Source organism: Lactococcus sp. FSL W8-0209 (assembly GCF_038006585.1).
In the GTDB taxonomy this organism is placed as follows: domain Bacteria; phylum Bacillota; class Bacilli; order Lactobacillales; family Streptococcaceae; genus Lactococcus; species Lactococcus lactis.
Map to the genome: position 1 here is coordinate 620,441 of NZ_JBBOVN010000001.1, position 26,165 is coordinate 646,605.

Sequence of the window (26,165 nt, forward strand, 5' to 3'; positions counted from 1 at the left end):
CTTTCTTAAAAATTAAAATGTTCTGGATCTGGACCGACACGAAGTTCTTCATTGAGTGAATTGATAGCTTTCATATCTTCAGAGTCAAGTGAAAAATCAAAAATTTGACGATTAGCTATCATTCGTTCACTTTTATTAGATTTTACATTTACTAAAATATCTTGTTGAATATCCCAACGAAGAATAATTTGAGCCACAGATTTTCCATGTTTATCAGCAATTTTTTTGAGGACTTCATTGTCTAATAATTGACCTTGCATCAAAGGTGACCAAGCTTGAACCTTGATATCATGAAGTTCTAAGAAATTACGAAGTTCTTCTTGTGATAATTTTGGATGGAGTTCAATTTGATTTAAAACGGGAGTGATTTCAGCATAGCTAAGAAGTTCTTCTAAATGTGATTTTTGAAAGTTACTGACACCAATCGCTTTTATTTTGCCTGCTTTATATAAATCTTCCATTGCTTTCCAAGCTTCTTTGTAAGCATAATGTGTGCCTGGCCAGTGGATAAGATATAAATCTAGATAATCTAAATCCAATTTTTTCAAACTTTCTTCAAAGTTTTGAACTGTTTCTTCATAAGAATGATTATCTCCCCAAAGTTTTGAAGTGATGAAAAGATCGTCACGAGAAAGTCCTGTCAAGGCCAAACCTTCTTTAATTCCTTGACCAGTTCCTTCTTCATTTTCATAAATTTTAGCTGTATCAATTAAACGATATCCGTTAACAATTGCGTTTTTGACAACATCAGCGGTTTCGTCATTTGGAATTTGAAAAACTCCCAAACCAAGTTCCGGAATTTCAATCTGATTATTAAGTTTCATTTTTTGCTCCTCATATATTTTATTTTGGCAGAAAATTAGTATATAATAAATAAAACCTCTTGAACAGTACCTACTTTTTTGTGTCATACATACTAAAAAGTAATAATTGGATAAAATATGGGATTAGAAAGGAAATTAATTTTGAAAAAAATTTATAATATTGGTGTCGAAGCGACAATGGATGTTATTGGTGGAAAATGGAAACCAATTATTTTGTGTAATTTAAGACATAATCCAAGTCGTCCAGGAGAATTGAGACGTCAAATTCCAGGAATCAGTCAAAAAATGCTGACTCAGCAATTAAGAGAATTAGAAATTGATAATATTATCGTCCGTAAGGTTTATAATCAAGTTCCACCGAAGGTTGAATATTCTCTGAGCCCTTATGGTGAAACTTTAAATGGTTTATTAGATATTCTTTGCTCGTGGGGTGAAGGTCATGTCCAAACTTTAAAAAGTATGGGTGAAGAAGTTCAAATTTTAGAATAAGAGAACTTAGAAGAGGAGCCGCAAGATGTACCAACCAGCTTTCAATAAAATTCATCACATCGCTATCATTGCCGCAGATTATGAAAAATCTCGTCAGTTCTACGTTGATATTTTAGGATTTTCAATCATTCGAGAAAATCATCGTCCAGAAAAAGGAGATATCAAGCTTGATTTAAAGATGAATGAAGAAACAGAAATTGAATTATTTATCAAATCTGATGCCCCTAAACGCTTAACTTATCCAGAAGCAAAAGGCTATCGCCACTTAGCTATTAAAACGACAAATATTGAAGAAGATAGAAATTATTTAATAAGTCAAGGAGTCAAAGTGGAGGAAATTCGTCAGGACGAAATTACTGACAGAAAAATGCTTTTTTTCTATGATCCAGGTGACTTACCAATAGAACTACATGAGTAATTTTTAAAAAATGGAAATGAAGAAATCGTTTTTAGGTTAGCCAAAGCTTCTGTCAGTAAATAAAAGGGCTTACAGAAAATAAAAGCTAGAAAAAAAAGGAAAAATGTAGTAAAATTAACTTTGTAAATGAACGAACTAAATTTCGTTCAAGTAAAAATAAACGGAGAATACACAAAATGCCAAAATTAGTATTTGCACGTCACGGTGAATCTGAATGGAATCTTGCTAACCTTTTCACAGGTTGGGCTGACGTTGATCTTTCTGAAAACGGAACTAAACAAGCGATTGAAGCTGGTAAATTGATTAAAGAAGCTGGAATCGAATTTGATATTGCTTACACTTCAGTATTGAAACGTGCTATCAAAACAACTAACCTTGCTCTTGAATATTCAGACCAACTTTGGGTACCAGTTGTTAAATCATGGCGCTTGAACGAACGTCACTACGGTGGTTTGACAGGTTTGAACAAAGCTGACGCTGCTGCAAAACATGGTGATGAACAAGTTCACATCTGGCGTCGTTCATATGATGTATTGCCACCAGCAATGGATCATGATGATAAATATACAGCTCACGGAGACCGTCGTTACGCTGGTCTTGAAGATTCATTGATTCCTGATGCTGAAAACCTCAAAGTTACTTTGGAACGTGCTCTTCCATTCTGGGAAGACCAAATCGCTCCAGCTTTGAAAGAAGGAAAAAATGTCTTCGTTGGTGCTCACGGTAACTCAATCCGTGCACTCGTTAAACAAATCAAAAAACTTTCTGATGACGAAATTATGGATGTTGAAATCCCTAACTTCCCACCACTTGTTTTCGAATTTGATGACAACTTGAACGTTCAAAACGAATACTACTTGGCTCCTAAAAAAGCATAATATTTGAATGAAAATACTCTAAGTTATAATAGATACTCATCTATTTAGGACTTAGAGTATTTTTTTGTAATCAATTCAATAGTTTGTAAGTTTTTGAACAAATTAATTGATTCTTCATTTTATTCTTGAGATAATTTAATAGTAAAGCTTTAAAGAAGAAAAAGGAGAATCTTATGTCATTAGTAGGTAAAAAAATAGAAGAATTTTCAACAGATGCTTATCTTGGTGGGAAATTTATCAAAGTTTCCGATAAAGACTTTTATGGAAAATGGTCTGTGCTTTGTTTCTATCCAGCAGACTTTTCATTTGTTTGTCCGACAGAGTTAGAAGATTTAGAAGAAACTTATCCAACCTTGAAATCGCTTGGTGTAGAAGTTTACTCAGCTTCAACTGACACCCATTTTGTCCATGCTGCTTGGCATGAACATAGTGATGCTATTTCAAAAATTACTTATCCAATGCTTGCAGACCCTTCACAAAAAATTTCACGTGCTTTTGATGTTCTTGATGAAGAAGCAGGATTGGCTCAACGTGGAACATTTATTATTGACCCAGACGGTGTGATTCAAGCGCTTGAAATTACGGCTGATGGTATTGGACGTGATGCAAGTCAATTGGTCGATAAGATTAAAGCTGCTCAATATGTGCGTAATCATCCAGGGGAAGTTTGTCCCGCTAAGTGGAAAGAGGACGGAGCAAGTCTTCACGTTGGTATTGACCTTGTAGGTAAAATATAGAATAAAAAAGTGAGTCTTGGCTCACTTTATTTGTCTTTAGAAACTTAATGACAGAAAGGTTTAATATGATTTTAGATGAAACTCTTCGTGCTCAGTTGATGCCTTATATGGATTTGTTGGAAAATCCAATTATTTTAAAAGTTGATGCAGATTTAGAGAGCGAAAATGGGAAAAAAATAGTAGAATTTACAGATCAACTTGCAAGTTTGTCCGAAATGATTTCAAAAGAAACAGCAAAACTCAATCGAAAAACAGCTTTCTCTATTGAAAGAGAAGGTGTTTCTGGAGTCCTTTTTTCAGGGCTACCATTAGGTCATGAGTTGAATTCATTGGTCTTGGCGCTTGTCCAAGTAAGTGGACGCCCTCCACGGATTGAACAAGAATTAGTTGAGCGAATTCAAGCGATTCAAAATCCACTTCACTTTGAAACTTATGTGAGTTTAACTTGTCATAACTGTCCAGATGTTGTCCAAGCATTAAACACAATGAGTATTCTCAACCCCAATATTAGTCATACAATGATTGAGGGGGGAATGTTTCAAGAAGAAGTGGAAGCAAAAGGAATTATGGCGGTTCCAACTGTTTTCAAAAATGGTGAAGAATTTCATAATGGACGAGCTAGTCTTGAAGAATTACTAGAAAAAATTACTGGTCCAGAGAGTTCGGAAGCTTTTTTTGATAAAGACCCTTATGATGTTTTAGTTGTGGGTGGAGGCCCTGCTGGTGCAAGTGCAGCTATTTATGCTGCACGTAAAGGGATTCGGACAGGTTTAATCGCTGAACGCTTTGGCGGTCAACCACTAGAAACTTTAGGAATTGAAAACCTCATTGGAACGCCCTATGTTGAAGGGGTTCAACTTGGTCGTCAGCTTGAAGAACATGTGAAAAAATATCCTGTCGATTTGATGAACTTGCAAAAAGCAGTTAAGCTAAAGAAAAAAGATTTGATTGAGGTGAGTCTTGAAAATGGAGCACTTCTAAAAAGTAAGTCAGTCATTATTTCAACGGGCGCTCGTTGGCGAGATTTGGGAATTCCAGGAGAGCAAGAATTTAAAACCAAAGGAGTCGCTTACTGTCCACATTGTGATGGCCCTTTGTTTGCAGGAAAAGATGTAGCGGTTATCGGTGGCGGAAATTCAGGAATCGAAGCAGCTATTGATTTAGCTGGTTTGGTTAGACATGTTACTGTTCTTGAATTTTTACCTGAACTTAAAGCAGACAAAATTTTACAAGAAAAACTTGCGACCCTAAATAATGTTACTGTCATCACCAATGTAGAAACAAAAGAGATTTTAGGAGATGACAAGGTTAGAGGTTTGAATTATCAAGTTCGTGGCTCTAAAGAAACTGTTCATTTGGAACTTGCTGGTGTCTTTGTATTAATTGGTTTAGTTCCGAATACTCAGTGGTTGGAGGGAACAATTGACTTATCCGCACGTGGAGAAATTTTGACTGATAAAGTTGGAGCGACAAATCTTCCTGGTGTTTTTGCAGCGGGAGATTGTACGGATAGTGTTTATAAGCAAATTATTATTTCAATGGGGACTGGGGCGACCGCTTCTCTAGGTGCTTTTGATTATTTGATAAGGAACTAAAATTTTAGATGACAAAAAAGAAAACGTATTTGAGTTTTCTTTTTTTATTTGATTAAATTGATAGGAATCAAAATTGTAAGGAAAAGTTTTCATAAATGTGGTAAAATGTTTAAGTACAAATTTTGAATGTAAAAACTATTTATAAAACTCATTCTTGGAGTCGAAATGTCAGATAATAAAAGAAAAAATGATAAGCGCAAGCAATCCGATAAGTCTAAAAAATCACATAAAGAAGTAAAAATTTTAAAAGATCCAACTAAATTAATTCCAAAACGAGTGAACCTCTTATTTTTTGTTATCTTTGTTTTGTTTATGATTTTAATTGGAAAGCTCTTCAATATGCAGGTATTGAATTCACATTTCTACGCCGAAAAATCAATTAGTGCAGGCGGAGATGTTCAAATTATTGAAGGTGCGCCTCGCGGAAATATTTATGATGCAACAGGAAAAGCTTTGGCATCTACAGTTGCGGTACAGGCTGTTGAATTTACAAGAAGTCAAAATGCTACTGCTGATGAAATGTATCAGGTAGCCAATAAGTTAGCAACTATTTTATCTAATAACATTGATGTTGCTGATTTGACAACGCGTGATAAAAAAGACTATTTCTTGGCTAATTCTAAAAATCTAGAAAAAATAGCTAATAGTTTATCTGAAAAGGAAAAGAAAGATAAACATGGTAATGATTTAACTGGTTCACAAATTTATGATGTCGAATTAAGTAAAGTTAAAGATAGTGACTTGAACTTTACAGCAGAACAAACTTTTGCCGCAAAATTATTAAAAGAAATGAATAGTACTACTACTTTTAACACTACTAAAATTGCTACTGGAAATATTACAGCAGAGCAACAAGCGACAATTGCCGAACAAGAAGGCGATTTACCAGGAATTACAATTGGAACTTCTTGGGACCGTTTATATGCTCAAAATTCTTTGACACCACTTATGGGAACTATTACTTCACAAAAATCAGGAATTCCAGCAGAGGATTTGGATGCCTATCTTAAAAAAGGTTATCAACGTAATGACCGTGTGGGAACTGGGCTTCTTGAAAAGGGATACGAAAGTGAACTTCAAGGAACACATAATATCAGTAAGGTTAAATTTGACAAAAATGGTGATGTTTCTGGAACAAAAACAATCCAAAAAGGAAAACGTGGGGATGATTTAAAATTAACTATTAACCTAGATTTCCAAAACGGGGTTAATAATATTGTTAAAACACAATTAGATCAACTGATTGCCCAAGGCTATGGTCAGTATAATAGAGGGGCTTATGCTGTTGTGTTAAATGTTAAAACGGGGGCAGTCTTAGCTTTATCTGGCTATCAACGGGATCCTAATACAGGAACAATTACGGAAAATACTTTAGGGACTTTCCAAAGTGTCTTCACACCGGGGTCTGTTGTCAAAATGGGAACATTGACTGCTGCTTGGAATGCTGGTGTAATTTCTGGAAATGACACTTTAACGGCGCAGTCTATTCAATTTAAAGATTCTAATCCTATCAATGACTGGTGGGGAGACGCTTCACCAATGGCTTTAACAGCTGTTGAAGCTTTGCAATATTCATCAAATACTTACATGATGCAATTGGCAATGAGAATGTTAGGTGCTCCTTATACGGCAGCTAATCAATTTTTGGATGATACCAACCGAGTAAAAGTTTATGAGCAGTTTCGTAAGGCTTTTGCTTCTTATGGTTTAGGGGCATCAACTGGTTTTGATATACCTGGAGAATCAACGGGATATCTCCCTTCAGCTAAATCTGAAGCGGCTTCTGGGGTCAATGTATTGTATGAATCATTTGGTCAGTATGATAATTATACGCCGCTTCAGTTGGCGGTTTATGCGGCAACTTTAGGAAATAACGGAACTCGTTTGTCACCACACATTGTCCAAGGAATTTATGAAGGTGGAACTGACGGACAACCTGGCACGCTTATCAAAAATATTACTCCTAAAATCATGGATAAGGTAAATATCACTCCCGATAATATGGATGTTCTTCATCAGGGGATGTATGCTGTTGTTCATGGGGCTGGTGGATTGACTACTGGTCGTTCAATGGATTCATCAAAGGTTTCTATCTCTGGTAAAACAGGGACTTCCGAAAGTACAAAAGTATTGGCAGATGGTAGTCAAGTTATTGTAACAGCTAATAATGCAGTGGCTTTTGCTCCTTCTGACAACCCAGAAATTGCTATTGCGGTTGTACTTCCAGATAATACTGAAAGTAATGCTTCAAGTGGAACAAAAGCAAACCAAAGTATTGTAACGGGAATTACTGATTTGTATTATTCAAATGAGGCTTTTCGTAAAAATTAAAAAAAGTTCTCTCTGATAGGAGAGGCTTTTTATTTATAAGTGATTGAGAATTCTATCACCTTTCCTTTTCATTTTCAGTCTTTTATAGTAAAATTAATAAATTGAATAAAATATTTACAAGTGAAGAATTGGTGAAATATGTATTATCCTGAACCTATTGCTCGCCTGATTGAGTCGTTCTCAAAATTACCAGGGATTGGTCAAAAAACAGCGACTCGATTGGCTTTTTATACGATTGGCATGGAAGATCAAGATGTCAATGAATTTGCAAAAAATCTTCTGTCAGCAAAACGGGATTTGAGTTTTTGCTCGATTTGCGGTAATTTAACAGAAAGTGATCCTTGCGCCATTTGTACCGATCCAACGCGTGATCGAACAACTATATTGGTCGTTGAAGAATCTAAAGATGTTCTTGCTATGGAAAAAATTCGGGAATATCGAGGACTTTATCATGTTTTGCATGGTACGATTAGTCCAATGAATGGGATTTCTCCTGACGAAATTAATGTTAAAACATTGATTACAAGATTAATGGATTCAGAGGTTAAAGAAGTGATTATTGCAACTAATGCCACTTCTGACGGAGAAGCAACCGCCATGTATCTGGCTCGAATGATTAAGCCTGCAGGAATTAAAGTGACTCGCTTGGCTCGTGGATTAGCTGTAGGATCTGATATAGAATACGCAGATGAAATTACTTTATCAAAAGCGGTAGAGAATCGGTTGGAAATTTGATTTTTTCTGTGGTAAAATAAAAAAGACAATTGCTGACAGAATTGTATTGTAAAAATATCGCATGCTGTCAGTAAAAAGAAGTGTCTGACAAAGCTGTCAGTAAAAAAGGAAGAAATATGTCAAAAGAAACATTAATTTTGTTGTATGGTGGTCGTTCTGCTGAGCGAGAAGTATCAGTTTTATCAGCAGAATCGGTGATGAGAGCTGTTAATTATTCTCGTTTTGTTGTAAAAACTTACTTTATCACTAAGGGTGGTGAATTCATAAAAACGCAAGAATTTACTGACAAACCTGCTGAAGAAGAAAAACTACTGACAAATGATTTGGCAGAATCTTATCCAAAGATTTCACCAGCAGCAATTTACGAAAAAGATGCCGTTGTATTCCCAGTTTTACATGGACCAATGGGTGAAGATGGCTCGATTCAAGGATTTTTAGAAATTTTACGTTTGGCATATGTTGGTCCAAATATTTTATCTGCTTCAAGCACAATGGATAAATTATTGGCAAAACACGTTTTTGAAGCGGTTGGTGTACCCCAGGTTCCTTATGTTGCAGCTTTTGCTGACGAAAATCAAGGAGAAATTGCTCAAGAAGTAGTCGAAAAATTAGAATTTCCAGTTTTTGTTAAACCTGCTAATATGGGTTCTAGTGTTGGAATTTCAAAAGTTGATGATTTAGCAGACCTTCAACCTGCGCTAAGCGAAGCCTATAAATATGATAACCGTGTTGTCATTGAACAAGGGGTGGATGCACGTGAAATTGAATGTGCTGTTTTGGGAAATAATAGTGACGTGTCTGCAACGCTTCCAGGTGAAGTTGTGAAAGATGTTGAGTTTTATGATTACAACTCAAAATATATTGATAATAAAATTCAAATGGACATTCCAGCAAAAGTTCCTGCTGATTTAGCTCAAAAAATGCAAGAATATGCTATAAAAGCGTACAAGGCAGTTAATGGGACGGGCTTGTCACGTTGCGATTTCTTTGTGACTAAGGATGGAAATGTTTATCTCAATGAAATTAATGCCATTCCAGGATTCACACAATGGTCAATGTATCCATTGCTTTGGGAAAATATGGGCTTATCTTATTCTGATTTAATTGAAAAGTTAGTTGATTTAGCTAAAGAAACTTTTGAAACACGTGAAAATCATCTTTTATAAAAAATACAAATCTGTCAGTAAATCGATTGCTGACAGATTTTTTTGTCAGTAAAAAGTGTTATAATGGAGTCACTATGAAACTCACAATTCACGAAATCGCCCAAGTCGTTGGCGCAAAAAATGATTGGTCGCAACTGGCAGATTTGTCAGTCAATAAAATTGAATTTGACAGCCGTTTGATTGAAAAAGGGGATATCTTTTTGCCACTTAAGGGGGCACGAGATGGTCATGATTTCATCAAAATCGCTTTTGATAATGGAGCAATAATCAGCTTTTCAGAAAAAGAAGTCGAACAAGCTCATCTCTTGGTTGACGATAATCTGCTTGCTTTCCAAAAATTAGCAAAATATTATCTTGAAAAGACAAAAGTTCCAGTCATTGCGGTGACAGGTTCAAATGGAAAAACAACAACCAAAGACATGATTGCTGCTGTTTTGTCTAAGAAATTTAAAACATACAAAACACAAGGAAATCACAATAATGAAATCGGCTTACCCTACACCATTTTACATATGCCGGACGATACTGAAAAATTAGTTTTGGAAATGGGAATGGATCACCCTGGTGATATTGATTTTTTATCAGAACTTGCTAAGCCTGAACTTGCTGTCATTACCTTAATTGGTGAAGCACATCTTGAACATATGGGAAGTCGCGAAAATATTGCTAAAGGGAAAATGGGGATTACGGCTGGTTTGCATGGTGAGCTTATTGCCCCTGCTGACCCAATTATTAATGCTTTTATCCCAGACAATCAAAAAATTATTCGCTTTGGTTTGCCCGGTGAAGATTTATTTATTACAAAATTAGTCGAACACAAAGAAAAATTAACTTTTGAAACTAATTTTTTAGATGAATCAATTACTATTCCAGTTCCTGGTAAATATAACGCGACGAATGCTATGTTAGCTGCTTTTGTTGGCTTACATTATGGACTTTCAGAAGCCGAAATAAAAAAAGCTTTGAAAGAAGTAGAGCTGACCAGAAATCGGACAGAGTGGAAAAAAGCAAAAAATGGTGCAGACCTTTTGAGTGATGTTTATAATGCCAATCCGACAGCAATGCGTTTGATTTTGGAAACTTTCCAAGCCATTCCTAAAAATGAGAATGGTCGAAAGATTGCAGTTCTTGCTGATATGTTAGAACTTGGACCCAGTGCAGCCCAACTCCATAAAGATTTATTGAAATCTATTGATTTCAATAAAATTGATAAAGTCTATCTTTATGGTGAAATGATGAAAAACTTGGCAGAAATTTCGACTGACAAAGCGGTCAGCTATTTTACAGATTTAGATTTACTGACAGAAAGTCTGTCAGCAGATTTGAAACCAACTGACCAAGTATTATTCAAAGGTTCAAATAGCATGAAACTTTCAGAGGTTGTTGAAAAATTATAATGATAAAAAATACTGACAGAAAGTTAGTATTTTTTTATTTTCATTAAATTATCAGAAAAATACAACAATATTCTTGACAATGTATTTTTGAAAAAGTATAATAAGTCCACATTTAATTTTCAGAATAATATGAAAATTCAATAGTATCTTTACGATTTGGAGAAAGCAGATGAAACAAGGAAAAATTATTGGACTCACCAGCATTATTGCCCTGTCAGGAATTATTTTAGTGGCCTGTGGCACAAAAACAAGTGAGCAAAAAAACATCAAATTTTCAATTCCCACAGATGTGGCATCACTTGATACTACAATTTTAACTGACCAGTATTCTTATGATGTTGCTGGAAATGTGGAAGAAGGATTGACACGCGTTGACTCTAAAGGAAATGCTGCCTTAGCACTTGCAAAATCAATTGACGTTTCAAAAGACGGCTTGACCTACACGGTTACTCTTAGAGATAATTTGAAATGGTCAAACGGTGACAAGTTGACTGCTAAAGATTTTGTTTATTCATGGAAAAGAGCAGTGGACCCTAAAACTGGTTCAGAATATGCCTATTTGATGGGGGCAGTTTCTGGGGCTAATGATATTATTTCTGGTAAATTATCACTCGATAGTCTAGGAATTAAAGCCGAGTCAGATACAGAATTTACAGTCACATTGGCACAACCAACACCATATTTTAAATTTCTTTTGTCAGAACCTGTTTATTACCCCCTTGACCAAAAAGTTGTTGATAAATATGGCAAACAATATGGAACGTCCTCAGATAAAACCGTTTATAATGGACCATTCATGTTCAAATCAGATAAAGGTTGGACAGGAACCAATAAAACTTTTTCAATTTATGCCAATCCAAACTACTATGATAAGTCGGCAGTCAAATCTAAACAAATTGATTTCCAGGTCATTTCAAATGCGAATACGGGAGCACAACTTTATAAACAAGGAAAACTTGATTTTACACTCCTTTCAACAACTGATTTGATTAATGCCAATAAAAAGACGAAAGGTTATACTGTCTTTAAACAAGCACGGACAGACTATATTGAATACAATCAATCCGGTAAAAATGCCTCAAGTCCAGATGCTCAAAAAGCACTAGCTAATCAAAATATTCGTGAAGCCTTAAATTTGGCAACTAACAGAGCAGGAGTCGTCAAAACAGCCCTACCAGGTTCGACCGTTGCGACAAGCTTTACACCAGTGGGAATGAGCAAGACCTCAACAGGAGAAGATTTTGCAACTTATGCAAAACAAGATTATCGCTATGACCCGACAAAAGCAAAAGACCTCTGGGAAAAAGGATTAAAAGAGCTTGGCTTAACCAAGCTCACCCTTACCCTTGAAGCTGCTGGAGATTTAGTACCGTCAGAAGCAACAGCCAACTTTTTACAAACAGCCTATCAACAAAATCTACCAGGCTTGACTGTCAATTTAAAACTTGTTCCATTCAAACAAAGATTGAATGACGCTCAAAATGGAAATTTTGATATGGTTCTCTCAGGTTGGGGTGGAGATTACGCTGAACCTTCAACTTTCTTGCAACTCTTTACGACAGGCCAATCATATAATGACGGTAAATTTTCTAGTAAAACTTATGATGATGCCTTTAAAGCAGCAACAACAACGCCAGACGTTCTTGAACCAGCCAAAGTAGATGAACATTACAAAGCGGCAGAAGCAGCCCTCTATCAAGGGTCCTACATCAATCCAGTTGATTTTCAAGCCAATCCAGCTTTAATGAATCCTAAAATTACAGGCCTAGAATTTCATTCAACCGGTTTAGCTTACGACCTAAAATCGGCTTATGTTAAATAAAAAATACAAAAAGATAAATTTTTTGAAAATTTATCTTTTTTATTGAATATTCTTTCTGCAAAAATAAAACACGAACCAGTCAGAGCCCAATTAAATGAAAGTGTTTTAAATAAAAGTGTAGTAATAAATCTTTTTCAAAAGTTTGTGAAAACTTTCCGCTATTTAAAAATTAAATGTTAATTTTCAGAAAACATAACCATTATACTTTACAATTCAGGTTGAATTAAGTATAATACCAATATAATAAATTTTCTGACAATAATAAAAATTGCGAAGTCAGACACAATTCATGAAAGAGGGAAATTACATGAAGACTTGGGAAAAAGTTACCTTAGGTACAGTTGCACTTGGTTCGGCAGCTTTGCTTGCAGCATGCGGCAATAGCGGTTCTAGCTCATCGTCATCATCAAAAGACATTCAATGGAATTTGACATCACCTATTCAAACATTGGATTCATCACTCGCGACAGATAAATATTCAAATATCATTATTGGTAATACCAATGCTGGTTTGACACGTGTGGACAAAGATGGTAAAGCACAGCCAGAATTGGCAAAATCAGTTGATGTATCAAAAGATGGCTTGACATATACTTTCCATCTTCGTGATGGCTTGAAATGGTCAAACGGTGATGCTTTGACAGCTAAAGACTTCGTTTATTCTTGGCAACGTGCGGTTGATCCAGCGACTGCTTCAGAATACGGATACCTCCTTGGCCCAGTTAAAAACGCCAACGAGATTAATGGTGGTAAAGCTGATAAATCAACACTTGGTGTTAAAGCAACTGATGACAAAACATTTGTTGTTACCCTTGCACAACCAACACCATACTTTGAATTCTTGACAGCTAACTCTGTTTATTACCCACTCAACCAAAAAGTGGTTGAAAAATATGGGAAACAATACGGAACATCTTCAGAGAAAATGGTTTACTCTGGACCATATAAATTTGAAAAATCAAAAGGTTGGAACGGTTCAAACCAAACATTCTCAATCGTGAAGAATGACAATTATTGGGATAAGAGCGCAGTTAAAACTAAAGAAATCGACTTCCAAGTGGTTCAAGACCCTAAAACTTCATTTAACCTTTATAAACAAGGTAAGATTGTCCAAGCAAGTATTGGTGACCCAGACCTTTTCAAAGCAAATAAAAATAATAAAGATGTCGTATCTTTGGATGAAGCAACAACAGCTTACATTCAATATAATCAATCTGGGAAAAATAAAGCTCTTGCTAACAAGAACATTCGTGAAGCCTTCAACCTTGCTACTGACCGCCAACAATATGTTGATACAGTAACGCCTGCTTCGAATCCTGCGACAGGCTTAACACCAGCGGGTATGGCTAAAACAAATACTGGTGAAGACTTTGCTAAGTATGCAGCACAACCATATAAATACGATGCCACAGCAGCTAAAGCAGCTTGGGCTAAAGGATTGAGCGAAATTGGCGAAACTAAACTTACTTTGACTTTAACAACTGATGATACATCAGCTTCTAAAGACTCAGCAACTTTCCTTAAACAAGCATGGGAAAAACAACTTCCAGGTTTGACTTTGAATATCAAATCAGTACCATTTAAACAACGTTTGAATGACTCTACTACTGGTAACTTTGATATGGTTATCTCACTTTGGGGTGGTGACTATGCTGAACCGTCAACTTTCCTTGATTTATTTGTAAAAGATGGACCAAATAATAATGGTAAAATCAATAACGTTACTTATGATAAAGCCATTAAAGCAGCTGAAGTAACAGATGCGCTTGATCCTGAAAAGCACTATGCAGACTATAAAGCGGCTGAAGAAGCACTTTATACAGAATCAAATCTCAATCCGCTGTACTTCCGTACAACTCCAGTCCTCCGTAATCCTAACCTTAAGGATGTACGCTTTGGTTCAACTGGTTTAATGTATGACTTCAAAACAGCTTACCTCAAATAATAATAGAGTTTTAGAGCAAGAAAGTTAGGATTGGCAGATTGCCAACCCTATCTTTTGCTTAGATTAGGAAATTTTTTATGATTAAATATATTCTTAAACGTTTGGGGCTTTTGCTTCTGACTTTGTTCCTGATTGTGACATTGACTTTCTTTATGATGCAAGTCATGCCCGGAACACCTTTCTCAAATCCCAAACTAACGCCAGATCAACTGGAAATTTTAAAACATGCCTATGGTTTAGATAAACCGCTTTGGCAACAATACTTTATCTATGTAGGACACATGTTCACAGGTAATTTTGGAACATCATTTGTTTATACAAACCAACCTGTTATTACAATGATCGCTCAACGTTTACCAGTTTCAATGCAACTTGGAGTTCAAGCGCTTATTCTTGGGACAATTCTTGGAGCCTTTATGGGAAAAGCTTCCGCTCGTCGTAAAAATGGCATCCTTGATGGAATTTTCGGTTTTGTTTCAGTCCTTGGGATTTCAGTTCCTTCATTCGTAATTGGTACCTTAATCCTTCTTTACTTAGGATTTAATTTGAATCTTTTCCCAATTTCTGGTTGGGGAACCTTCTCACAAACAATTATGCCAACAATCGCTCTTTCTTTTGCTCCAATGGCTGTGGTAACTCGTTTTGTTCGTTCTGAAATGATTGAGTCTTTATCTTCTGACTACATCTTGTTAGCTCGTGCTAAAGGACTTTCTGAAAAAGAAGTGGTCAATAAACATGCATTGCGTAATTCATTGATTCCAATGTTGACTTTGATTGGGCCAATGGCTGCCAATCTTTTGACAGGGTCGGTCTTGATTGAAAAAATCTTTTCAATCCCCGGGATTGGTTCACAATTTGTTGATTCAATTCCAGCCAAAGACTTCCCAGTTATTATGGCAACAACAATTGTCTATGCAGTAATCTTGATGCTATTTATCTTAGTTACAGATATTCTGACTGCAATTGTTGATCCACGAGTTCGTCTCTAGAAAGGGTTTGTCGAAATGGAAAATTTAAATAAAGACTTCACCCTTGTTGGTTCAAAGGGTTCAGATTCAACAGAAAAAATTGCGAAACCTGCCTTGAGTTTTTTCCAAGATGCTTGGCGTCGTTTTAAGAAAAATAAAGTAGCTTTGGTTGCCATGTGGATTATTGCGATTACATTGGTTTTCTCAGTAATCTCAGCATTTGTTGTACCACAATCAAAGGCAAATTACTTTGATCCAAATAAATCACAAGTTTATGGAAATCTTCCGCCAAAACTATCAGGTGATTTACCATTTTGGAATGGTGAATTTAAAGCACCGGGTTCTACTGAAAGAACAGATGTCTATAAATCACAAGATGTTCCAAGCAAAGACAAATATGTCTTCGGGACTGATAAATATGGTCGTTCATTAGCTAAACGAACAATTGTTGGTTTGCGTATTTCATTGATTATTGCCCTTGCTGCCGCCTTGATTGACTTAGTAATCGGGGTGACCTATGGGATTATTTCCGGCTGGATGGGCGGAAAAGTCGATATGGTCATGCAACGGATTATTGAAATCATCCAATCTGTACCTAACTTAGTTGTAGTAACAATGCTTGCTCTACTTTTGGGACAAGGAATTTCATCAATTATTATTGCGATTGGTCTATTTGCATGGACCGGGATGGCCAGGCAGGTACGGAACATGGTTCTCTCCTATAAGGAGCGTGACTTCGTCTTGGCCTCAAAAACTTTAGGACAATCTACTTGGAAAATTGCAGTAAAACATTTGTTGCCAAACGTTTCAGGGGTTATTGTTGTCCAAATCATGTTTGATATTCCAAGTATGATTATGTATGAGGCTGTTTTATCAGCGATTAACCTTGGGGTTAAACCGCCAACGTCTTCTTTGGGGACTTTGATTAATGATGGGATTGCAAGCTTGCAATTCTATCCATTCCAATTGATTATTCCAGCAGTAGTATTGTCTGTGCTTTCACTCACATTTATCTTCTTTGGAGATGGTTTGCGTGATGCATTTGACCCTAGAGCAAGTGAGGATTAGAAATGGCAGAAGAAAAAGTATTAGAAGTTAAAAATTTGCATGTCAATTTCCACACCTATGCTGGAGATGTTAAAGCGATTCGTGATGTTTCTTTTGATTTAGAAAAAGGACAGACCCTAGCGATTGTTGGTGAGTCTGGCTCTGGTAAATCAGTAACAACAAAAACTTTGATGGGCTTGAATGCGAAAAATGCGGTAATACCACAAGGTGAATTATTATTTAAAGGGCGTAACCTTCTTGATTTAAAAGAGGAAGAGTGGCAAAAAATTCGTGGAAATGAAATTTCAATGATTTTCCAAGACCCAATGACTTCTCTTGACCCAACAATGCGTATTGGAAAACAAATTGCTGAACCTTTGTTGAAACACAACAAAGGAATGAGCAAAGCCGATGCCATGAAACGGGCCCTCGAATTGATGCAACAAGTCGGAATTCCTGATGCCGAAGTGCATATTAATGATTATCCACACCAATGGTCAGGCGGGATGCGTCAACGTGCAGTTATCGCGATTGCCTTGGCTGCTGACCCTGAAATCTTGATTGCAGATGAACCAACAACTGCGCTTGACGTTACAATTCAAGCACAAATTATGCATATGATGGCTGAATTGCAAGAAAGAATTAATTCATCAATTGTCTTCATTACCCATGACTTGGGAGTTGTTGCTGGTTTTGCACATAAAGTGGCGGTAATGTATGCGGGTGAAATTGTTGAATACGGAACAGTTGAAGAAATTTTCTATAACCCACAACATCCATATACTTGGGGACTCTTAGATTCAATGCCAACGGTTGATTCAAGTGTGGACCGATTGGTTTCAATTCCAGGAACTCCACCTGATTTATTGAATCCACCAAAAGGGGATGCCTTTGCAGCACGTAATAAATTTGCCTTGGCAATTGATTTTGAAGAAGAACCTCCATACTTTGAAGTATCTCCAACACATTTTGCCAAAACTTGGCTTTTAGACCCACGAGCACCAAAAGTAACGCCTTCCGATAATATCTTGGCACGCTGGAAACGCTGGGAAGAATTGAAAGGGGATAAATGATGACAGAACCTAAAAAAGTAATTGAAATAAAAAACCTTGATTTGACTTTTAATAAAGGAAAGAAAGGGGCTAATAAGGCAATTAATAATGTTTCTTTAGATATTTATGAAGGAGAAACATTTGGTCTCGTTGGAGAATCTGGTTCTGGTAAAACGACGATTGGTCGAGCAATTCTTAAACTTTATGATAATTTCATTACTGGTGGAGAAATTCTCTTTGAAGGTAAAGATGTTCGTAATTTAAAAGGTTCGGAGTTGCGTGAGTATCGTTCAGAAGCACAAATGATTTTCCAAGATCCACAAGCTTCATTGAATGGACGGATGCGCGTTAAAGATATCGTTGCTGAAGGACTTGATGCTAATGGTTTAGTAAAAACAAAGGCTGAACGTGATGCTCGTGTATTGGAACTCTTACGTTTGGTTGGATTGAATGATGATCATTTGACACGTTATCCGCATGAGTTTTCTGGTGGACAGCGTCAACGGATTGGGATTGCACGTGCACTTGCCGTAAAACCTAAATTTGTCGTAGCTGATGAGCCTATCTCAGCACTTGATGTTTCAATTCAAGCTCAGGTTGTTAACTTGATGAGAGATATTCAAGCAAAAGAAAACTTGACTTACTTGTTTATCGCTCATGATTTGTCAATGGTTAAATATATTTCTGACCGAATTGGTGTCATGCACTGGGGGAAAATTTTGGAAGTTGGAACTTCTGACCAAGTTTACAATCATCCAATTCATCCTTATACTAAGAGTTTGCTAAGTTCAATTCCGTCACCAGACCCTATTTCTGAGCGGGAACGGACTCCAATTATTTATGACCCAACGGCTGAATTGGATGGACAAGAACGTGAAATGCGGGAAATTACCCCAGGACATTTTGTCTTCTCAACAGAGGCAGAGGCAGAAATTTACAAGAAAAACGCTACTGTATAAATAAAAAATTTAATGATAAAACAATTAGTTTTGCTGATTGTTTTTTCTTTTGGTTAATTACCAATCGAATGAATTTTTTAACTCTTTAGTTTGTTGGTAAGATTTGTAAAAATCAACTATAAAATCAGGGCAAATTTTGATATAATTAAAAGAACTATTTTTTTGAGGCTTAACCAATGTAAAATAAATTAAAAATATAAATGAATAATTAAAGAAAAAGAGAGTATAAATGACTTTACAAGAAGAAATAAAAAAACGCCGGACTTTTGCCATCATCAGTCACCCAGATGCTGGTAAGACGACGATTACAGAACAATTATTGAAATTTGGGGGAGCCATTCGGGAAGCGGGGACTGTAAAAGCTCGTAAAACTGGTAATTTTGCTAAGTCAGACTGGATGGATATTGAAAAAGAACGTGGAATTTCTGTAACAAGTTCTGTCATGCAATTTGATTATGCAGGCAAACGTGTTAATATCTTGGACACGCCTGGGCACGAAGATTTCTCAGAAGATACTTACCGAACATTGATGGCAGTTGATGCTGCGGTCATGGTTATTGACAGTGCTAAAGGGATTGAAGCACAAACGAAAAAACTTTTCCAAGTTGTAAAACGCAGAGGGATTCCGGTTTTCACTTTCATTAATAAACTTGACCGTGATGGACGTGAACCGCTTGATTTACTTTCTGAATTGGAAGAAATTCTTGGGATTGCGAGTGTACCAATGAATTGGCCAATCGGAATGGGGAAAAATTTCCAAGGACTTTATGATTTTACGCATCGTCGTGTGGAAGTTTATCAACATGAGGATGGCAAACGTTTTGTTGAATTTGATGAAAATGGGGAAGTGCCGGCTAGTCATCCTTTGACAAAAAATCCATTCTTTACTCAAGCTTTAGAAGATGCTGAATTACTTTTGGATGCAGGGAATCAATTTTCTGAGGAAGAAGTTGTTGCAGGGCAATTGACACCAGTTTTCTTTGGTTCGGCTTTAACTAGTTTTGGGGTAGAAACTTTCCTTGAAACATTTTTAGAATATGCACCAGAGCCTCATTCACACAAAACGGTGGACGAAGAAGAAATTGAACCTTTAAATCCTGATTTTTCTGGTTTCATTTTCAAAATCCAAGCAAATATGGACCCACGTCACCGTGACCGAATTGCTTTTGTTCGGATTGTATCTGGTGAATTTGAACGAGGAATGGATGTTAATCTTATTCGGACGGGTAAGAAAGTGAAACTCTCAAATGTCACACAATTTATGGCTGAATCGCGAGAAAATGTTGAGAATGCTGTAGCTGGTGATATTATTGGGGTTTATGATACTGGAACTTATCAGGTTGGGGATACATTAACCACAGGTAAATTGAAAAAATCTTTTGAGCCATTGCCAACATTTACCCCTGAGCTCTTTATGCGTGTCCAAGCGAAAAATGTGATGAAACAAAAATCTTTCCAAAAAGGAATTGACCAATTGGTACAAGAAGGAGCCATTCAGCTCTACAAATCTTATACAACTGGTGATATTATGCTTGGTGCGGTTGGGCAACTTCAATTTGAAGTCTTTAAAGACCGGATGGAGCGTGAATATAATTCTGAAACAATCATGACACCAATGGGGACAAAAACGGTTCGTTGGATTAAAGAAGAAGATTTAGATGAAAAAATGTCTAGTTCACGTAATATTTTGGCACGAGATCGTTTTGACCATCCTTTATTCTTGTTTGAAAATGAATTTGCTATGCGTTGGTTTAAAGATAAATATCCAGATGTTGAATTAATGGAACAATTTTCAGTATAAAATTACTGACAGATATTTTATATAGTAGAAAAGCTTATATTCTTTAAAAAATATCATAAAAATTTACTGACAGCTTTGTCAGTATATTTTTTATGAAAATATTTTAAAAAAAGTAAAGGGCGTAAGCATTTTCAGTCAAAAAATTATGCTATAATAGATAAGTTACGTCAGGCGAGTCACATAAATTTCGCCTGTAGCAAGGGTTTCGTACCCTGTAATAAAAAGTTTGGCGTGGGAACACGCAGTAGAAATATAGGTAAAAAATGAAATTTAGTGAACTCGGCCTGTCAGAAGGAATCGTAAATACACTTACAGAGATTGGTTATGAACAACCAACACCAATCCAAGAACAAACAATTAAACTTGCACTTGAAGGGCGTGACGTTCTAGGTCAAGCGCAAACAGGAACTGGTAAAACAGCAGCATTTGGTCTTCCAACAATTGAAAAAATTGATGCTTCTAATCCAGCTATTCAAGCACTCGTTATTGCTCCAACCCGCGAACTTGCGGTTCAAGGACAAGAAGAACTTTTCCGTTTTGGTAAATCAAAAGGGCTTAAAGTTCGTACTGTTTTTGGTGGTTCAAGTATTGAAAAACAAATTAAAGGTCTTAAAGCTGGTGCACATATTGTTGTGGGAACACCAGGACGTTTGGTTGACTTGATTAAACGTAAAGCAATTAAATTGGATCAACTTGAAACTTTGATTCTTGATGAAGCTGATGAAATGTTGAATATGGGATTCTTGGAAGACATTCATTTCATCATTGAAAAAACACCAGAAGCTCGTCAAACATTGCTTTTCTCAGCAACAATGCCAAATGACATCAAAAAAATTGGTGTGAAATTCATGAAGAATCCTGAACACATCAAAATTGCAGCCAAAGAAATGACTGCTGACCGTATTGATCAATATTTTGTAAAAACAAAAGAATTTGAAAAATTTGATGTTTTGACTCGTTTGCTTGATGTTGAACGTCCAGAACTTGCAATTGTTTTTGGTCGTACAAAACGTCGTGTTGATGAATTGATTCGTGGTCTTAAATTGCGCGGTTACCGTGCTGAAGGAATGCACGGAGATTTGGACCAAAATAAACGTTTGGCTGTTTTGCGTGATTTCAAAGCAGGACATATTGACGTTTTGGTTGCAACTGACGTTGCTGCTCGTGGACTCGACGTGTCAGGAGTTACTCACGTTTATAACTACGACATTACTCAAGACCAAGAAAGCTATGTTCACCGTATCGGTCGTACCGGCCGTGCTGGTAAATCAGGACGTTCAGTAACATTTGTTTCATACAATGAAATGGGTTATCTTCGTGCCATTGAAAATATGACTAAAAAGCCAATGAAAGGCTTGAAACCACCTACAAAAGAAGAAGCTTACCAAGCGTCACTCTCAGTAGCTATGGATGATGTCCTTCGTGATTTGTCTGATGATTCAGCTAAAGCAAAATTGGCTAAATTTGACAAACAAGCAGCGAGTCTACTTGAAAAATTTGATGCTAAAGAATTGGTTGCTTTACTTCTTCAAGGTCGCGTAAAAGACCCTGATAATCAAGAAGAAGTTAAGATTACAGCTGAACGTCCATTGCCATATAATGGTGAAGGAAAAGGCTTCAAGAAAAAAGGTAAAGGTGGCGGCGGACGCTACAAAGGTCGTGGAAATGGCGACCGTGATGGCAACCGTGGCGGTTACCGTGGAAATCGTGATGGTAAAGATGGCGAACGCGGTGGAGATCGTAAACGCAACTGGAAAGACCGTGATGATAACCGTGGCGGTTACCGTGGAAAACGTGATGACCGTCGTTTTGACGATCGTAAACAAGGAGAAAAAACTCCTCGTAAACGTACCACAGGAACTGAAAAATCAGCTGGCTTCGTAATGCGTAGCCGTGGTGACAAATAAAAATAGTCAAGAAATTTCGGTAAATAGAGGAATCATCAGTTAGCTGATGGTTTTTTCTTTTGTCAGCTGTCAGTAATTTTATTGTTTGAAAGTTAAACAATAAATCTGTCAGTAGTTTTTGAATACAAGATTATTCTGTCAGTAAATTTGTACTGAACATAATTGGATTTAACAAGCTGACGGAGATGACAAATGATTTTTAAAGACTCTGTCGCTTTTCGTCAGTTTAAAGCGATTGCTTAATGAGCTTTAAATCGGCGAATAAAGAATTTGTCAGCTTTACTGATGATTCTGTCAGTAATTTTCACAATCATTTTTTAGAATTTTACTTAAAAAGGACTGATTTTATGCTATAATAGCGCTATGACAAATAATAAATTTAAATCAGGATTTGTGGCGATTTTAGGTCGTCCAAATGTTGGAAAATCAACATTTATGAACCACGTGATGGGACAAAAAATTGCCATCATGTCAGATAAACCTCAAACAACAAGAAATAAAATTCAAGGAATTTATACTACAGAAAATGAACAAATTGTTTTCATTGATACGCCAGGTATTCACAAACCACACAATGCTTTAGGCGATTTCATGGTTCAATCTGCTTATTCGACTTTACGTGAATGTGATGTCGTTTTGTTCATGGTTGCGGCTGATGAACCACGTTCAACCGGTGAAAATATGATTATTGAGCGCTTGAAAAAGGCAGAAGTTCCTGTCATTTTGGTCGTCAATAAAATTGATAAAATTCATCCTGACCGTCTTTTTGAAATTGTAGCCGATTATACTTCACAAATGGAGTTTTCTGAAGTGGTTCCAATCTCAGCTAAACAAGGGAATAATACAGAAAGATTAATTGATACGCTCTCTGAAAAATTGGACGAGGGTCCTCAATATTTCCCAGAAGATCAAATCACTGACCATCCTGAGCGTTTTCTTGTTTCAGAAATGATTCGTGAAAAAATCTTATTATTAACTCGGGAAGAAGTTCCACACTCAATCGCAGTCACTACTGACCAAATGACTCGAGATGAAGAAACTGGAAAGATTCATATCATGGCAACAATTATTGTTGAACGCAAGAGCCAAAAAGGGATTATTCTTGGTAAAGGCGGCGATATGATTCGTAAAATCGGGAAAATGGCTCGTCGAGATATTGAAATTATGCTTGGGGATAAAGTTTATCTTGAAACTTGGGTCAAAATCAAAAATGACTGGCGCGACCGAAAAATGGATTTAGCTGACTTTGGCTACAATCGTGATGATTATATGTAATGAAAATAGCGAATTATCGCTATTTTTGTTTTATTATGAAATTTCCAGACAATTGTGATATAATATTGAAAATTATAATTATTATTGGGGGAAATTATGTGCGGTTTTTTATTTATGGAAACATCTGATTTAACGATAGAAGAGTTTAAAAGTAATTTGGAATTGATTGAGCATCGAGGACCAGATGACCAACAGCATGTTCGTGATACTTTGGGAAATGATTTTGGTTTTTGCCGACTTTCAATCATGGATTTATCAGACTTGGGACGTCAACCCTTTGGTTTAAATGGCAAAAGAGTTATGTGTAATGGTGAAATCTATAACTTTTTAAGTCTCCGTAAGTTCTTGGAAACAAAAGGTTATAAATTTACTGGTGATTCTGACTGTGAGGTTCTTTTACCACTTTTTGAAACTACTGGAATCGAAACAATGGTAAAAATGCTTGATGCTGAATTTGCTTTTGTCTTGGTTGATGAAAACACTGCTGAAATTTTTGCCGCTCGTGACCCATTTGGGATTCGTCCACTTTTTTATGGTTATAATAAAGTAACAGGCAAAATTTCGTTTTCATCCGAAGCCAAAGCACTAATTTCAACATGTAATGATGTGACACCATTTCCTCCAGGTTACTACTATGCCAATGGTGAATTTCATGTTTTTAATGACATTGCTGAGGTTTCAACAATTGTTGAAGAACCTTTGGCTGAAATTTCAGGACATATTCGTCGCAAATTGGAACGTGCAGTCAAAAAACGTCTTCATGCTGATGCTCCAATGGGATATCTCTTGTCAGGTGGTTTAGATTCATCATTGGTTTGTGCGATTGCAGCTAAGGAATTAGAAAGTCCAATCAAAACCTTTGCTATTGGAATGGAAACCGATCCGATTGATTTGAAATATGCTCGTGAAGTGGCAGATTTCTTACGAACTGACCATACCGAAATTCTGATGACAAAAGAAGATGTACTTTCAGCAGTCCGTGAAGTGATTTGGCACTTAGAAACATGGGATATCACAACTATTCGGGCTTCTATTGGCATGTATTTAATCTGTAAATATATTCATGAGAATACAGAACTGAAAGTTTTGATGACTGGTGAAGTTTCTGATGAAATGTTTGGTTATAAATATACTGACTTTGCTCCATCAGCGGGTGCCTTTCAAAAAGAAGCTCAAAAACGAGTGCATGAACTTTATATGTATGACGTCCTGCGGGCTGACCGCTGTTTAGCGGCTCATTCTCTTGAAGCGCGTGTTCCTTTTGCTGATTTGGATTTTGCGGCCTATGTCATGTCTATTAATCCCAGCAGAAAATTGAATACTTATGGCAAAGGGAAATATCTCTTGCGTCATGCTTTTGAAGGGACTGAACTATTGCCAGATGAGATTTTATTCAGAGAAAAAGCTGCTTTTTCTGACGCTGTTGGTCACTCAATGGTTGACTATTTAAAAGAATTTGCTGACGAAAAATATTCTGATGAAGACTTAGCAAAGGCCAGTGAAAAGTATCCAAAACATACACCATTTACCAAAGAATCATTGATGTATCGTGAGATTTTTGAAGAATTTTATCCAGGATATGAAGATTGGATTCTTGATTTTTGGATGCCAAATCGCGATTGGGTTGGGGCAGAAGTTACTGACCCATCAGCTCGCGTCTTATCAAATTATGGTGATTCTGGAAAATAAATTTTGAAATCTTTATCATAAAAAAATGAATGAGAAATGTTAAAATAGTCACTGATGAAACTTATCTAATGATAATTGTCAGTGATTTTTTTATATTTAAATTTAATTAAGAATACAAAAGAAAGTTGTCAGTAAAAAATGAATTAAAATTTACTGACAGACTTGTTAGTAAATTTTTTGATGTGAGGGAAAAATGCCAGAGTTACCAGAAGTTGAAACAGTGAGAAGAGAGCTTGAAAAAAGAATTGTTGGACAAAAAATTGTATCTATAGAAGCCACTTATCCAAGAATGGTTTTAACTGGTTTTGAGCAATTGAAAAAAGAATTGACAGGAAAAACCATTCATGGCATTTCACGTCGCGGAAAATATTTAATTTTTGAAATTGGCGAGAAAGATTGTTTGATTTCTCATCTGCGGATGGAAGGAAAATATCGACTTGCAAGTCTCAATGTTCCAATGGAAAAACATGACCATTTAGCCCTTAAATTTACTGACGAACAATTAATTTATGCTGACGTAAGAAAATTTGGGACTTGGGAATTGATTTCTACTGACCAAGTCCTTCCATATTTTTTGAAGAAAAACATTGGTCCGGAGCCAACTTATGAAACTTTTGATGAACAGATTTTCCGAGAAAAATTGCAGAAATCGACAAAGAAAATTAAACCTTTTCTACTTGAACAAACATTAGTGGCTGGACTTGGAAATATTTACGTTGATGAAGTGCTCTGGCTAGCAAAGATTCATCCAGAAAAAGTGGCAAATCAACTGACAGAAAATTCTATTCATCTTTTACATGATTCTATCATTGAAATTTTGCAAAAAGCAATTAAATTAGGCGGCTCAAGCATCAGAACTTATAGTGCCTTAGGTTCAACAGGAAAGATGCAGGACGAATTACGAGTGTATGGAAAAACAGGGGAAAAATGTGTGCGTTGTGGCAATGAAATTCAAAAAATAAAAGTGGCTGGTCGGGGGACCCACTTTTGCCCATTCTGTCAGCAAAAATAATGACTTGATTTTTACTGACAGCTTTTAAAAATTAATTTAAAAAACTCAGTGACAAAGTTAATAAAAAAACGTATAGATAGAATATAGGGGCTTATAAAAAATCCTGAAAAATGCTATA

21 protein-coding genes are annotated in these 26,165 nt (G+C 36.3%); 20 read left to right on the forward strand and 1 reads right to left on the reverse strand.

Annotated features, from left to right (window positions below; translation table 11 throughout):
* Positions 1 to 5 precede the first annotated feature (5 nt).
* On the reverse strand, positions 6 to 824 hold the full coding sequence (locus tag MKX45_RS03180; RefSeq protein ID WP_340816798.1) for an aldo/keto reductase: 819 nt from the start codon (positions 822 to 824) through the stop codon (positions 6 to 8).
* Between the two features lie 141 nt (positions 825 to 965).
* Between MKX45_RS03180 and MKX45_RS03185 the strand changes: the two genes are divergently transcribed.
* The 20 genes from MKX45_RS03185 (at position 966) to mutM (ending at position 26,047) form a co-directional block, all read left to right on the forward strand.
* Entirely contained in the window at positions 966 to 1,313 is a 348-nt protein-coding gene (locus tag MKX45_RS03185) for a winged helix-turn-helix transcriptional regulator (protein ID WP_003131654.1), read from the forward strand.
* Between the two features lie 25 nt (positions 1,314 to 1,338).
* A complete protein-coding gene (gloA2, locus tag MKX45_RS03190) occupies positions 1,339 to 1,731 on the forward strand; it encodes an SMU1112c/YaeR family gloxylase I-like metalloprotein (RefSeq protein WP_278215971.1) in 393 nt (130 codons plus the stop codon).
* Between the two features lie 176 nt (positions 1,732 to 1,907).
* Positions 1,908 to 2,609, forward strand: a complete 702-nt coding sequence (locus tag MKX45_RS03195; RefSeq protein WP_003131652.1) for a phosphoglycerate mutase — start codon at positions 1,908 to 1,910, stop codon at positions 2,607 to 2,609.
* Between the two features lie 173 nt (positions 2,610 to 2,782).
* Entirely contained in the window at positions 2,783 to 3,346 is a 564-nt protein-coding gene (ahpC, locus tag MKX45_RS03200) for an alkyl hydroperoxide reductase subunit C (protein WP_003131651.1), read from the forward strand.
* Between the two features lie 65 nt (positions 3,347 to 3,411).
* On the forward strand, positions 3,412 to 4,941 hold the full coding sequence (gene ahpF, locus MKX45_RS03205; RefSeq protein ID WP_340817258.1) for an alkyl hydroperoxide reductase subunit F: 1,530 nt from the start codon (positions 3,412 to 3,414) through the stop codon (positions 4,939 to 4,941).
* Positions 4,942 to 5,106: 165 nt separating this feature from the next.
* Positions 5,107 to 7,272, forward strand: a complete 2,166-nt coding sequence (locus MKX45_RS03210) for a penicillin-binding transpeptidase domain-containing protein (protein ID WP_340816799.1) — start codon at positions 5,107 to 5,109, stop codon at positions 7,270 to 7,272.
* Between the two features lie 138 nt (positions 7,273 to 7,410).
* The gene (recR, locus tag MKX45_RS03215; RefSeq protein ID WP_003131648.1) at positions 7,411 to 8,007 is read left to right on the forward strand and encodes a recombination mediator RecR; all 597 of its coding nucleotides are present in this window, start codon (positions 7,411 to 7,413) and stop codon (positions 8,005 to 8,007) included.
* Between the two features lie 116 nt (positions 8,008 to 8,123).
* Positions 8,124 to 9,173, forward strand: a complete 1,050-nt coding sequence (locus tag MKX45_RS03220; RefSeq protein WP_012897191.1) for a D-alanine--D-alanine ligase — start codon at positions 8,124 to 8,126, stop codon at positions 9,171 to 9,173.
* Between the two features lie 74 nt (positions 9,174 to 9,247).
* Complete coding sequence (locus MKX45_RS03225; RefSeq protein ID WP_021722376.1) at positions 9,248 to 10,570, forward strand: UDP-N-acetylmuramoyl-tripeptide--D-alanyl-D-alanine ligase; 1,323 nt, start codon at positions 9,248 to 9,250, stop codon at positions 10,568 to 10,570.
* Between the two features lie 169 nt (positions 10,571 to 10,739).
* Complete coding sequence (locus MKX45_RS03230) at positions 10,740 to 12,392, forward strand: peptide ABC transporter substrate-binding protein (RefSeq protein ID WP_340816800.1); 1,653 nt, start codon at positions 10,740 to 10,742, stop codon at positions 12,390 to 12,392.
* Positions 12,393 to 12,699: 307 nt separating this feature from the next.
* A complete protein-coding gene (locus MKX45_RS03235; protein ID WP_340816801.1) occupies positions 12,700 to 14,337 on the forward strand; it encodes a peptide ABC transporter substrate-binding protein in 1,638 nt (545 codons plus the stop codon).
* A 77-nt stretch (positions 14,338 to 14,414) separates the two neighbouring features.
* Entirely contained in the window at positions 14,415 to 15,326 is a 912-nt protein-coding gene (locus MKX45_RS03240) for an ABC transporter permease (RefSeq protein ID WP_003131640.1), read from the forward strand.
* Between the two features lie 15 nt (positions 15,327 to 15,341).
* Positions 15,342 to 16,373 (forward strand): ABC transporter permease, encoded by a 1,032-nt coding sequence (locus tag MKX45_RS03245; RefSeq protein ID WP_003131638.1) that lies wholly within the window; start codon positions 15,342 to 15,344, stop codon positions 16,371 to 16,373.
* A 2-nt stretch (positions 16,374 to 16,375) separates the two neighbouring features.
* Entirely contained in the window at positions 16,376 to 17,425 is a 1,050-nt protein-coding gene (locus tag MKX45_RS03250; protein ID WP_003131637.1) for an ABC transporter ATP-binding protein, read from the forward strand.
* Entirely contained in the window at positions 17,422 to 18,363 is a 942-nt protein-coding gene (locus tag MKX45_RS03255) for an ABC transporter ATP-binding protein (protein WP_025016563.1), read from the forward strand. The genes MKX45_RS03250 and MKX45_RS03255 overlap by 4 nt, the downstream gene beginning before the upstream one ends.
* Positions 18,364 to 18,592: 229 nt before the next feature.
* A complete protein-coding gene (locus MKX45_RS03260; protein ID WP_340816802.1) occupies positions 18,593 to 20,164 on the forward strand; it encodes a peptide chain release factor 3 in 1,572 nt (523 codons plus the stop codon).
* A 263-nt stretch (positions 20,165 to 20,427) separates the two neighbouring features.
* Positions 20,428 to 22,071, forward strand: coding sequence for a DEAD/DEAH box helicase (locus MKX45_RS03265; protein WP_012897199.1), 1,644 nt, complete (start codon positions 20,428 to 20,430; stop codon positions 22,069 to 22,071).
* A gap of 363 nt (positions 22,072 to 22,434) precedes the next feature.
* Positions 22,435 to 23,346 carry a GTPase Era gene (gene era / locus MKX45_RS03270; RefSeq protein WP_003131632.1) on the forward strand — a complete coding sequence of 304 codons (912 nt, stop codon included), beginning with the start codon at positions 22,435 to 22,437 and terminating at the stop codon, positions 23,344 to 23,346.
* A gap of 96 nt (positions 23,347 to 23,442) precedes the next feature.
* Positions 23,443 to 25,035 (forward strand): asparagine synthase B, encoded by a 1,593-nt coding sequence (gene asnB, locus MKX45_RS03275; protein ID WP_010905297.1) that lies wholly within the window; start codon positions 23,443 to 23,445, stop codon positions 25,033 to 25,035.
* 193 nt (positions 25,036 to 25,228) lie between these two features.
* Positions 25,229 to 26,047, forward strand: coding sequence for a DNA-formamidopyrimidine glycosylase (gene mutM / locus MKX45_RS03280; protein ID WP_340816803.1), 819 nt, complete (start codon positions 25,229 to 25,231; stop codon positions 26,045 to 26,047).
* The last annotated feature ends 118 nt before the right edge of the window (positions 26,048 to 26,165 follow it).